This is a genomic window from Neobacillus sp. SRL179 (genome assembly GCF_984799095.1).
In genome coordinates, this window is the sequence record NZ_OZ481792.1 from 1,548,003 (window position 1) to 1,560,786 (window position 12,784).

The window sequence follows — 12,784 nt, forward strand, 5'->3', positions numbered from 1 at the left end:
AAATTTTGCAGGAAATTTGGATGATAATGGAGAAAAACTATAAAGGTAAAGCAGAAAGGGGGAAATGTGTGCAAAAAATTTTAATTGCCAATCGTGGAGAAATCGCCCTTCGAATAATAAAGACCTGTCAGGAAATGGGTATCGAGACCATTGCCATTTATTCTGATGCCGACAAAGAAATGCCGTTTGTAAAAGCGGCAACCAAGGCAGTTCGTGTGGGAGAACCGCCTGTTAATCAATCCTATTTGCAGATTGATAGAATTTTAGAAATAGCAAAATCCGAAAAAGTAGATGGTATTCATCCAGGATACGGATTTCTATCTGAAAATGCAGATTTTGCTAAACAGGCCATTAAAGAAGGGATTCATTTTATCGGACCCAAGCCTGAAACAATTGAATTAATGGGGGATAAAGTTGTTTCACGCCAAACAATGGAAAAGGCCGGTGTCCCAGTAGTGCCTGGAAGCAGCCTTGGTATAGATAGCATTGAAGAGGCCTGTAATCTGGCAGATACTCTTGGGTACCCTGTCATGTTAAAAGCTAGTGGCGGCGGCGGCGGGATTGGCATGGTTCTGTGTGAAAATGAACAATCGCTCATTAAATCGTTTGATTCAACTAGAACAAGAGCGATGGCTTATTTCGGGTCCAATATTGTTTTTATTGAAAAATATATTCCAGAAAGCAGGCACATTGAGGTGCAGGTGTTTGGGGATGAGTTTGGTAACATCGTACACATGTTTGAGCGGGATTGTTCGATTCAAAGAAGGCATCAAAAGGTCATTGAGGAAACCCCATCCCCCTATCTTTCAGACACAACACGTAAGAAGATGTTCGAAACAGCTATTAAAGCGGCCCGTGCCGTTCATTATACAAATGCAGGAACGATAGAATTTATTGTAGATGAAAATGAAAATTTTTATTTTCTTGAAATGAATACACGCTTACAAGTAGAGCATCCAGTGACCGAATACATTACAGGTCTTGATTTAGTCAAATGGCAAATTCTTGTTGCCCGAGGAGAAAGACTGCCCTTAAAACAACCAGAAATAAAAGCAACAGGCAACTCTATTGAATTCCGGCTTTATGCAGAAGATCCCATCCGTTTCTTACCATCACCAGGAAAAATTACTACCCTGAATTGGAATTTGAAAGAAGAAGGCCTAAGAATAGATTCTGGATATGTGGAAGGCGGGACTGTGACACCATATTACGATCCGATGATTGCAAAATGTATCACGTATGGAGAATCTCGACAAGAAGCCCTAATCAAGGCGAAAAAACTTTTTCGGGATATGAAAATTGTCGGGATTAAAACGAATGTACCACTATTCTTAACCATCCTAGATCATGAAAACTTTCTAAATGGAACATATACAACAAGCTTTATCAATGACTTGAATAAAAAATAAAGAAATAAGGAGTTGCATGGAAATGAAAGAAATCACAGCATCCATGGCAGGTACAGTTTTAAATGTTTTCGTATCAACAGGAGACCAGGTGAACCCAGGACAGGAAGTTGTCATGTTAGAATCAATGAAAATGGAAATTCCAATCGAAAGTGGAGTAGAAGGAGTTGTACGGGAAGTAAAGGTAAGGGCTGGGGATTTCGTCAACGAAGACGACGTAATGATTATTCTCGAATAACAAGATTAGATGGGGGAATAAAATGGCAACTATTCATACGTTAAATGACCAATTAAATGAAAATAGAAAACAGATTGAAGCTGGTGGTCTTCATAAATATCATGATAAAGCAAAAGAACAAAACAAGTTATTTGTTCGTGAGCGTTTGTCATTATTATTTGATGAAGGGGAATATGAAGAGGATGGAAAATTTGCTAATTTTCATGCTGGTGACCTCCCGGCGGATGGTGTCATAACAGCAATTGGAAAAATTAATGGGCAGACAGTTTGTGTCATGGCAAATGATTCGACCGTAAAGGCTGGTTCTTGGGGAGCACGGACTGTTGAAAAAATAATTCGAATCCAAGAGGTAGCGGAAAAGTTAAAAGTACCATTGTTCTATCTTGTTGACTCTGCTGGTGCGAGAATCACTGATCAGCTGGACATGTTTCCCAATCGTCGTGGTGCGGGGAAAATCTTTCATAATCAAGTAAAACTGTCGGGAATGATTCCACAGGTTTGTATACTATTTGGGCCATCTGCAGCTGGCGGGGCCTACATTCCAGCCTTTTGTGATTTAGTCATTATGGTCGATCAAAATGCCTCCATGTACCTTGGTTCACCGAGGATGGCGGAAAAGGTAATCGGCGAGAAGGTTTCGCTTGAAGAAATGGGCGGAGCTCATATGCATTGTACAGTAAGCGGCTGCGGGGATGTCCTGGTTTATAGCGAAGAAGAAGCAATTGAATCAGCAAAAACCTATATTAGTTACTTTCCGGCCAGTTTTAAAGAAAAAACAAAGATGACTGCAGGGGTGGCTGCAAAAGAAGGTCGGGACCTTGAGGCGATTATTCCGGCTAATCAAAATGCACCGTTTGATATGCTTGAATGTATTGAACGACTTGTGGACAATGGTAGTTTTTATGAAATAAAGAAGCTATTTGCATCTGAAGTTATAACGGGATTAGCTAGAATGGATGGAAGAGCGGTTGGAATTATTGCCAATCAGCCTAAGGTAAAAGGCGGGGTATTATTTGTTGATTCTGCAGATAAAGCCGCAAAATTCATTCAACTCTGCGACGCCTTTCATATTCCCTTATTATTCCTAGCGGATGTTCCAGGGTTTATGATTGGTACCAAAGTAGAGCGAGCTGGAATCATCCGCCATGGAGCTAAATTAATCGCGGCTATGAGCTCTGCTACTGTACCGAAAATTTCCGTCATCGTTAGAAAGGCTTACGGTGCTGGTCTTTATGCGATGGCAGGTCCGGCATTTGAACCAGATTGCTGCATTGCTTTACCGACTGCCCAAATTGCAGTCATGGGTCCGGAGGCAGCAGTAAATGCTGTGTATTCAAATAAAATTAACGAAATTTCAGATCCAAAAGAGAGAATCGCCTTTGTCCAAGCCAAGCAAAAGGAGTATAAAGAGCATATCGACATTTACAGACTCGCCTCAGAACTGATTGTGGATGAAGTTGTTGCGCCTTCGGAGTTAAGAAACGTCCTTATTCAACGATTTGCCTACTATGAGACAAAACAATTAGTATTCAGTGATAGAAAGCATCCCGTTTATCCAGTTTAAAATCTATTACGATTCAAACCTTTTCGAGAGAACTCCGAAAAGGTTTTTTTATGAACATACATACAAACCAGTAACATCATCTGATAAAATATTAGAAGGTATATGTGCCCGTTTTATGTGGTGATAGTAATGGATGTAACTTTTCAGATAAATGATAAAAAGAGGGGTTTATTATGAGGGTAGGAATCATCGGTGCTGGTTCGATTGGTTTATTGTTTGCTAGTTATATTAGCAAGGCTTTTGAGGTAGTCCTTTATACTAGAACAAAGGAACAGGCGGCATTAATTACTAAACATGGTATCGTGCTGAAAAAGGGCTCAGATAAGGACATATCAAAGGTGAAAGCTTTGCCGATTACTTCATACAAAGGAATGGAAGAATTAACTATAATTGCTGTTAAACAATACCAGCTCCCTTCTATTATTGAGATACTAAATGAATATGCTTCTAACAACCTCTTATTTATTCAAAATGGAATGGGTCATCTACCCTTGCTAAATGGGAGAATGGCAGATAATCTATATGTTGGTTCTGTAGAACATGGTGCCCTTAAGGAGAATGCTGTTACGGTACGGCATAATGGCGTAGGAGTCATGAATGTGGCTGTTTTCCAAGGCGACCCACTTATGTTACAAACATTTACGCAAGCGGGATCTGAGATGTTCCCCATTGTCTATCAACAGGACTACTCTGATATGCTGGTTAATAAATTAATTGTCAATGCGGTTATAAATCCATTAACGGCCATTCTTCAAGTGAAAAATGGTGCGTTGATTGATAATCCATTCTATTATCATGTGATCCAAAATCTCTTTACTGAAATTTTGACTATATTACATATAGAATCATCGCAGAAAAATTTGCAAATAGTGATCGACATTTGTAAAAAAACGGCAAATAATCGTTCATCCATGCTAAAAGATCTTGAATCAAACAGGCTGACAGAAATAGATGGAATTTTAGGGTATCTATTGACAGAAGCAAATAAACAGGAAATACACGCGCCTCAAATAGAGATTCTTTATCATTTAGTAAAGGGAAAGGAACTAGAGGGGGCAGAGACTATATGAGTATGATTCTTTCCAATATTTTAACCTTTTTCTTTACCATGCCGTTTTTGGGATCTATCTTCCTATTCTTAATCCTTCATTTTATTACAAGAAATACACAGAAATCCGTCCGGAAATCATTGGATTATACGACCATCTTATTTATCATTTCTGTGCATTTTTTAATTATAACTATATGGGGAAAATCTTTTTTTTGGTTAATAATACTTGTAATGATATTTAGTGCAATGGTGTTTGTCATTGTACATTGGAAAGTAAAAGAAGAAATCATCGTGAAAAAGGTGTTGAAGGGATTTTGGCGGTTTAATTTTCTTTTATTTTTTCTTGCTTATATAACTTTAACCATCTATGGTTTCGTGTCACGTGCGATAACCTTTACTTTTTCATCCTAATTTGAAGCAAAAGTTTTCTGTAATTGGGGTGAGGAATGGTATACTCGTAAAAGAATGAATCTGGGTGATCAGAAAGGAAGTACATCAATGGAGATTTTAAATCTCTCTTTACCAGCAACCAATCGGTTTGCATCGAATTATTTGGAACAATCTGCGGAAATTCAACCTTTTTTTCATTATCGTTTCAATAATTTAAACGAGGATAAGAAGAGAATCGTTGAACTAAACAACAGAACGTTTCCCCGTATGGAGGTTGCTGCACATATTGAGGGCTTTATGGAGCGCTTTCCATCCTCAGAGGCCGTAGAGAAGTCGTTAGCTAAATTAAAAGCAAATAATAGCGTTGTTGTCATTGGCGGCCAACAGGCAGGTATTTTGACAGGACCACTTTATTCCATACATAAAGTCATTTCCATAATAAAATTGGCAGAACAAAAAGAAAGACAGCTTGGGGTTCCGGTCGTTCCTGTTTTTTGGATAGCGGGGGAAGATCATGATTTCCAAGAAGTCAATCATGTATTTGTACCAGTAAAGGAAAAGGTGGATAAATGGACTTATCCGGAAAAGGTCCATCAAAAGAAAATGGTGTCCGACATAACACTTAACAAGGACACATGTCTAACTTGGGTTGAAAATATTATTGAGAATTTTGGGGAGACCGAACATACAAACAATCTTTTAGAATTTGCGAAGATTCAGCTATCAAAGTCAATAACCTTTGTTGATTTCTTTGCTAACATTATAATGGAACTCTTCAAGGATTATGGGCTTTTAATTGTTGATTCAGGAAACCGTGAGTTTCGTCAAATCCAAAAGGAATTTTTAAAAAAACAAATTGAACATTATAAAGCGATTACCTTTTCATTATTAGCGCAACAAAAGCAAATTGAGAAAAAAGGCTTCCCCGCCACAATAGAGGCAAGTGAGAAGGCAGCAAACCTATTTTATTATGATCAAAGACATAATGAGCGAATCTTACTTGAATTTGACCATGAAATGGATCACTTCGTGGGGAAAAGTGGTACTAAAACATTCACAAAAGAAGAATTAGTGGAGTTAGCTGATCGTTATCCTGCCTATTTAAGCAATAATGTGGTAACTCGGCCACTCATGCAGGAATGGCTCTTTCCAACAATTGCTTTCATTGCGGGTCCTGGTGAAATAGCCTATTGGGCAGAACTAAAACTTGTTTTTGAGCATTTTGATATTAAAATGCCGCCCATTGTACCACGCTTAAACATAACATTCTTAGATCGATCAGTGGAAACAGACATAGTTGATTTAAAATTAATGTTAGCCGATGTTTTAAGCCATGGTACCGAGAAACAGAAAGAAAAATTCTTATCAGAAATTAAAGATAAAGAAATAGAGCAATTGTTTTCAAGGACGATTGAGCAACTGGTAAAACAATACGAATTAATTGAAGCTAAAACGGAACAACTTAATAAAGGTCTACTGCCAATGCTAAAGAAAAATGAAAGTTATATCGTAAAAGAGATAAACTTTATGCAAGCAAAACTAGAAGATTCAGTAAAGTTGAAACATGATGTTCAACTGAATAGATATGCCCGAATTGATCTTGCTTTACGGCCAGATGGCTCACCGCAAGAACGAGTCTGGAATATATTTTACTATTTAAACCAATTTGGGTTAAATTTTATTACTGACATTATGACCCTGACGTTTGAATTTGATGGCTATCATAAGGTAATAAAGCTTTAGAAAAAACTCCACCTCCGTTGTGGAGTTTTTTTATTTTTCAAAAATATTCATAAGGAAAAAAGGATTTTTAAGAAAATAAGGAGAATAGTTAAAAAATAAGTGGAGGAAAGTGGGGGAATGTGGTACATTTTTAATAGAAAGTGGGGGTAATGGGTATGTTCATGGGTGAATACCATCACAGCATTGATAGTAAAGGCCGTTTAATTGTGCCCTCCAAATTCCGTGATGAACTTGGTGATATGTTTATCATTACGCGCGGATTGGATCAATGTTTGTTTGGTTACCCTGTTTCAGAGTGGGGGCTAATTGAAGAAAAATTAAAAGGCTTACCTCTGACAAAAAAGGATGCCCGAGCTTTTACACGATTCTTCTTTTCAGGAGCGACAGAGAGTGAACTTGATAAACAAGGAAGAATAAATATTCCCACACCATTATTGCAATATGCAAAATTAGAAAAAGAATGTGTCATTTTAGGGGTTTCCAATCGAATTGAAATTTGGAGTAAACAGATTTGGGAAGACTATTTTACACAGTCCGAAGAATCTTTTACGGAAATTGCGGAAAATATGATTGGCTTTGATATATAATGGGAAAGTTATATTAATATATTTTCTTATTATAGGTTCGATTGGAAAAGGAAGGTTACGTAAATGTTTGAACATACAACTGTGTTATTAAATGAAGCTGTTGAGGGATTAAATATTAAACCGGATGGCATTTATGTGGATTGTACCTTGGGAGGTGCTGGTCATAGTTCGCTCATCCTTTCAAAATTAGGAATGAGTGGGAAACTATTTGCATTTGACCAAGATGAAACAGCAATTGCTAATGCTAGAGAGAAGCTAGCCCAATATGGAGATCGCTTAGAAATAATAAAGAGTAATTTTCTATATTTGCAAGAAGAACTTGAAAATCGAGGGATTGATAAGGTTGACGGAATTCTTTATGACCTTGGCGTTTCTTCCCCGCAATTGGATACACCAGAAAGAGGCTTTAGTTACCATCATGATGCCCCGCTGGATATGAGGATGGACAATGAAGCTGACATATCTGCCTATGATGTCATTAATCATTGGGCCTATGAAGATTTAGTTCGCATCTTTTTCCGTTATGGTGAAGAGAAATTTTCTAAACAAATTGCTAGAAAGATTGAGGCCGCGAGAGCGATTAAACCGATTGAAACCACATTTGAATTGGTTGAATTGATTAAGGAAGGAATCCCTGCACCTGCTAGAAGAAAGGGCGGTCATCCGGCGAAGCGGATTTTTCAAGCTGTTAGAATTGCTGTTAACGATGAATTAGCGGTGTTTGAAAAATCTCTAAACCAAGCGATTAATTTATTAAATTCACAGGGGAGAATAAGTGTCATTACCTTTCACTCCCTAGAGGACAGGATTTGTAAGGCGACTTTTAAAAAGGCTAGTGAGATTCCACAGCTGCCTCCGGGTTTACCCATTATTCCTGATGAGTATAAACCGATTTTAAGGCTTGTCTCTCGTAAACCCATTCTGCCTTCTGAAGAAGAACTCGAGCAAAACAACCGGGCACGGTCTGCCAAACTTCGTATTGCAGAAAAAATATAAATATTCATCAACGGTTTCAACATATCTATATCGGTGTTGGAATAGCAACTATAATTATTAAAATCTGGAGGGGAAACGTTTGGGTAATCTTGCCAGGAAGTATTTAGAACAGCAGCAAGCAGAGCAGTCAGTAAAAAACAAGAGTCAATTAAAAATAAAAAAATCCTGGCTTACTCCGGGGGAAAAAATCATTGGTGTGGTATTTGCAGGAGTGGTATGTTTTGGGGCAATCCATCTCATTTCAAACCAATCGAAAATTTACGAAGTAAATAAGGATATTCAAACGGTGCAAGAAAAGATTGATGAACAGCAAAAAGTTAATGGTGACTTGCAAGTTGAAGTGAGTGAATTAAGTTCGTACGATCGGATTTTTGAAAAGGCAAAGAAGTTAGGTTTAATAAAAGATGAAAATAACGTCAAGGTTGTGCAGGAAAGATGAATAAGAAACAGCCATATATGAATGCAGGAGCAGCCTTATTATTTGTTGGATTTGGCTTGCTCTTTTTTGTTTTGCTATTTAGGTATTTTTCCATTCAAATTACTGGAGAAGTCAGTGGACAGCCTCTTGCTGCGAAAGCTCAGCAGAAATATAACAAGGAGGGAATTTTACAAGCTTCCCGAGGAGTCATCTATGATCGAAATGGTGAAGTGGTGGCGGAGGATACAGCAGCCTATACTTTAGTAGCGATTTTGGATAAAAAGATGACAACAGACCCGAAAAAACCAAATCATGTGAAGGATCCCCATAAAACAGCAACGGAACTCGCTAAGTATATTAATATGGATGAATCAGAGATTTATAGAATTTTAGCGAATGGGATTAAAAATGATAAATTCCAAGTGGAGTTTGGTAAGGACGGGAAAGATATAACCTATGCTACCAAGAAAAAGATAGAAGGCCTCAAGCTCCCTGGAATTACATTTTCTCGGGATTCTAAACGATTCTATCCAAATGGGGTATTCGCCTCCCATTTAGTAGGTTATGCAGATCGAATAGAACAAAATCACGGAACCTATAAGTCTGTGGGGAAAATGGGGATTGAAAAAACATTTAACAAGGAATTAACAGGAAGTAACGGCACGATCAATTATGATAGCGATTTATGGGGATATATTCTGCCAGATGAAAAGCAAAAAATCACCCCGGCAAAGAATGGAAATGACATCTATTTAACTATCGATCAAAAAATCCAAACCTTTTTAGAGGACGCGATGGACAATGTAGTGAAGGAATACAAACCGAAAAAAATTATTGCTATTGTCGCAGATCCGAAAACGGGGGAAATTTTAGCGATGGGTCAGCGCCCATCATTCCATCCGAAGACCAAAGAAGGAATTGATAACAGCTGGCATAATGAAGCAATTGAAACATCATTTGAACCAGGATCAACGATGAAGATCTTTACCCTGGCAGCTGCTGTACAAGAAAAAGTATTTAATCCAAACGAAGTCTATCAGTCTGGTTCCTACAGAGTGACTGACAAATCACAAGTTATTCACGATCATAATGGGTCTGGATGGGGGCCAATCACCTATCTTGAAGGGGTTCAACGGTCTTCAAATACAGCTTTTGCTAGAATTGCCAATGAAAAGTTAGGTTTTGATAAATTTAGAGAATATCTAACCAAATTTGGCTTCGACAAACCCACAGGGATTGAACTGCCAGATGAAACATCTGGTAAAATTCAATTTACTTATCCAATCGAAAAACTTACGACTGCCTATGGTCAAGGGACTGCTATTACACCGATTCAACAAATACAGGCGGCTACTGCTATTGCGAATGATGGGAAAATGATGAAGCCTCATGTCATTGAAAAAATTGTCAATCATGATACGAAAGAAACGATTGAGAAGGTATCACCGGAGGTTGTTTCCACCCCTGTATCTACAGAAACGGCTAAAAAGGTTCGTGATATCCTGGAAACGGTTGTTACCTCACCCAAAGGGACTGGGGGCCGTTATGCCATAGAAGGTTACAATGTAGCGGGAAAAACAGGTACAGCTAATATCCCAGGGCCAAATGGAAGATATTTATCAGGAGTTAACAATTATATGTTTTCATTTTTAGGGATGGCTCCAAAGGATGATCCAAGACTAATTGTTTATGTAGCCGTTCAGCAGCCCGAATTAGAAGGGATGGAAGCGGGTCAAGGAGCAATTCCGGTATCGGCTGTTTTTAATCCTGTTATGAAAAATAGCTTACATTATTTAAATATTCAACCGGCTAAACTAGAAACGGCTGAAGTAAATAAATTGAAAAATTATAAGGGTCATTCAGTTGAAGCAACTAAGGCCGAGTTGAAAGAAAAAGGCTTTGAAACAGTTGTGCTTGGCCAAGGGGCAAAAGTGGTAGATATGCTGCCAAAACCTGGGACGACTATTCTAGAGGGAGAAAAAGTTATCTTAAAAACAGAGGGTGATTTAACTGCACCTGATTTAACGGGCTGGTCACTCAGAGATGTATTGAAAGTTGCCAATATTGCTGAGTTAAAACTTAGTTCTAAAGGTAAAGGCTTTGTCACTAATCAAAATCTTAAATCGGGTACCCTGCTAAAAAAGGGGGATTTCTTAATTGTTGAACTTAAAACCCCTGAGGAACAGTGGGATAATGAAAAAAAGGCAAAAGAGGAAGAGGCTGCAGGAACGAAAGACGATACAGAAGTACTAGTGCAAGATTAAAAAAATCCCGCTATGAAGCGGGATTTTTTCAGTATATACTACCTTATTCGAACGTTCTATTTGAAAAAGTACAAGCATATAAATGAACGATAATCAAAAGTGGAAAAAGGAGGTTCGTTCATTGTATGCGTGTTTCTAATGTAACTGTCCGAAAACGGCTAATGATTGCACTATTCGTTGGAATCCTGACCTTCTTAATTATTGATGTTCGTCTGGGTTATGTCCAATTTGTCCTTGGGGATATGCTGACCGATCGTGCAAAAGGGTCTTGGAGCAGGAACATTCCGTTTGAACCGGAACGTGGTCAAATTGTAGACCGTAATGGCATACCGTTAGCAACCAATATTAGTGCCCCCACAGTTTATGTCATTCCAAGACAGATAAAAGACCCTGCCACCACGGCTGAAAAATTAGCAACTGTGTTGGACATGCCTAAAGATAAGGCTTATCGCGAAATTACTAAAAGTGCATCGTCTGTAAGAATAAAAGAAGGCAGAAAAATATCACATGAAAAGGCAAAAGAAATCAGAGCCCTTGGTCTTGAAGGAGTCTATATTGGTGAGGATTCAAAGCGGCATTATCCAAATGGCAGTTATCTCTCCCATGTATTAGGCTTTACGGGTGTCGATAATCAAGGGTTAATGGGACTAGAGCAATATTATGATAAGGAGCTAAGTGGCGAGCGGGGAGCGGTTAAATTCTATGCTAATGCCAAGGGAGAAAGAATGAACGATATGGCGGATGATTATGAGCATCCCGTAAACGGTCTTGATTTAAAACTGACTATTGACTCGAAAATACAGAAAATTGTAGAACGGGAGCTTGATATAGCGGAAGCGAAATATAATCCCGACGGAATTGTCGCGGTCGCCATGAACCCAAATAACGGGGAAATTTTAGCCATGTCAAGCCGACCAACTTTTGATCCATCCAATTTCCAAAATGTCCCCCAAGAAGTATATAATCGAAACCTTCCAGTTTGGTCTACCTATGAACCTGGATCAACCTTTAAAATTATTACATTAGCGGCTGCGTTGAATGAAGGAAAAGTGAATCTTGAAAAGGAACATTTCCATGATTCAGGGTCTGTCCAGGTAGCAGGAGCAAGGTTAAAATGCTGGAAGCGGGGCGGTCATGGGGATCAATCATTTTTAGAGGTTGTGCAAAACTCGTGTAACCCAGGATTTGTCGAGTTAGGAGAACGATTAGGGAAAGAGAAACTTTTTAAATATATTAAGGATTTTGGTTTTGGTCAAAAGACTGGAATAGATTTACAAGGTGAAGGGACAGGTATATTGTTTAATTTAGCAAGGGTTGGCCCTGTTGAACAAGCAACAACCGCCTTTGGCCAGGGGGTATCTGTTACCCCCATTCAACAGGTGACAGCAGTTTCCGCAGCTATCAATGGCGGGATCCTGTATAAGCCATTCATTGCAAAAGAATTAATTGACCCTGTTACGAAAGAAGTGGTAATGAGAAATTCCCCTGTAGAAAAACGCCGAGTGATTACAGAGGAAACCTCAAAAGAAATCCGGCATGCACTGGAAAGTGTTGTGGCACAAGGGACTGGCGGTAAGGCTTTTGTGGAAGGATACCGTGTCGGCGGTAAAACAGGTACTGCCCAAAAAGCGCAAAATGGGAGATATCTAGAAAATAACTTTATAGTATCCTTTATGGGATTTGCTCCGGCTGATGATCCGCAAATTGTTGTTTATGTAGCGGTTGATAACCCTAAGGGAGTGACAGCGTTTGGGGGTACCGTTAGTGCACCAATCGTTGGTAATATAATGAAGGATGGGCTAAGTGCAATGGGGATAGAACCACGAAAAGATCAAATCGAGAAAAAAATCAAGTGGCCTGATACACCACTGCTAAAATTACCGGATTTTGTTGGAATGACAAAATCAGAATTACAGGAGCAGCTTATTAATTTAACGATTGATCCAAGTGGCGAAGGGGATGTTGTGGTAAGACAATCTCCTGAACCAGGTACAAAGGTTAAAGAAGGATCGAAAATAAGACTTTACTTTGGTAAGGGTGAATAAGATTAAAAGTATGGATGGGCGGCCGGAATGTATTCCGCCGCCTAAATTTTTATTAAGCCGCATAACTAAATGGTAAAATGAA

General features: G+C 38.7%; 11 protein-coding genes. All 11 read left to right on the forward strand.

Annotation, left to right across the window (positions count from 1 at the left end; all coding sequences use genetic code 11):
* The first annotated feature begins 68 nt into the window (after window positions 1-68).
* The 11 genes from AC4E8C_RS07720 (at window position 69) to AC4E8C_RS07770 (ending at window position 12,702) form a co-directional block, all read left to right on the forward strand.
* Entirely contained in the window at window positions 69-1,409 is a 1,341-nt protein-coding gene (locus AC4E8C_RS07720) for an acetyl-CoA carboxylase biotin carboxylase subunit (protein ID WP_490211534.1), read from the forward strand.
* Window positions 1,410-1,431: 22 nt separating this feature from the next.
* On the forward strand, window positions 1,432-1,644 hold the full coding sequence (locus tag AC4E8C_RS07725; RefSeq protein ID WP_490211535.1) for a biotin/lipoyl-containing protein: 213 nt from the start codon (window positions 1,432-1,434) through the stop codon (window positions 1,642-1,644).
* Between the two features lie 22 nt (window positions 1,645-1,666).
* Window positions 1,667-3,208: an acyl-CoA carboxylase subunit beta gene (locus AC4E8C_RS07730; RefSeq protein WP_490211536.1), complete on the forward strand. Its 1,542-nt coding sequence runs from the start codon at window positions 1,667-1,669 to the stop codon at window positions 3,206-3,208.
* A gap of 173 nt (window positions 3,209-3,381) precedes the next feature.
* Window positions 3,382-4,278 carry a 2-dehydropantoate 2-reductase gene (locus AC4E8C_RS07735; RefSeq protein ID WP_490211537.1) on the forward strand — a complete coding sequence of 299 codons (897 nt, stop codon included), beginning with the start codon at window positions 3,382-3,384 and terminating at the stop codon, window positions 4,276-4,278.
* On the forward strand, window positions 4,275-4,670 hold the full coding sequence (locus tag AC4E8C_RS07740) for a DUF3397 domain-containing protein (protein WP_490211538.1): 396 nt from the start codon (window positions 4,275-4,277) through the stop codon (window positions 4,668-4,670). The genes AC4E8C_RS07735 and AC4E8C_RS07740 overlap by 4 nt, the downstream gene beginning before the upstream one ends.
* Before the next feature lie 87 nt (window positions 4,671-4,757).
* Window positions 4,758-6,392: a bacillithiol biosynthesis cysteine-adding enzyme BshC gene (gene bshC / locus AC4E8C_RS07745; protein WP_490211539.1), complete on the forward strand. Its 1,635-nt coding sequence runs from the start codon at window positions 4,758-4,760 to the stop codon at window positions 6,390-6,392.
* Between the two features lie 155 nt (window positions 6,393-6,547).
* Window positions 6,548-6,979 (forward strand): division/cell wall cluster transcriptional repressor MraZ, encoded by a 432-nt coding sequence (gene mraZ / locus AC4E8C_RS07750; RefSeq protein WP_490211540.1) that lies wholly within the window; start codon window positions 6,548-6,550, stop codon window positions 6,977-6,979.
* 63 nt (window positions 6,980-7,042) lie between these two features.
* Window positions 7,043-7,975 (forward strand): 16S rRNA (cytosine(1402)-N(4))-methyltransferase RsmH, encoded by a 933-nt coding sequence (rsmH, locus tag AC4E8C_RS07755; RefSeq protein ID WP_490211541.1) that lies wholly within the window; start codon window positions 7,043-7,045, stop codon window positions 7,973-7,975.
* Window positions 7,976-8,054: 79 nt separating this feature from the next.
* The gene (ftsL, locus tag AC4E8C_RS07760) at window positions 8,055-8,414 is read left to right on the forward strand and encodes a cell division protein FtsL (protein WP_490211542.1); all 360 of its coding nucleotides are present in this window, start codon (window positions 8,055-8,057) and stop codon (window positions 8,412-8,414) included.
* Entirely contained in the window at window positions 8,411-10,657 is a 2,247-nt protein-coding gene (locus AC4E8C_RS07765; RefSeq protein WP_490211543.1) for a penicillin-binding protein, read from the forward strand. Before ftsL ends, AC4E8C_RS07765 begins: the two co-directional genes overlap by 4 nt.
* Window positions 10,658-10,782: 125 nt before the next feature.
* A complete protein-coding gene (locus AC4E8C_RS07770; protein WP_490211544.1) occupies window positions 10,783-12,702 on the forward strand; it encodes a stage V sporulation protein D in 1,920 nt (639 codons plus the stop codon).
* Window positions 12,703-12,784: the final 82 nt, after the last annotated feature.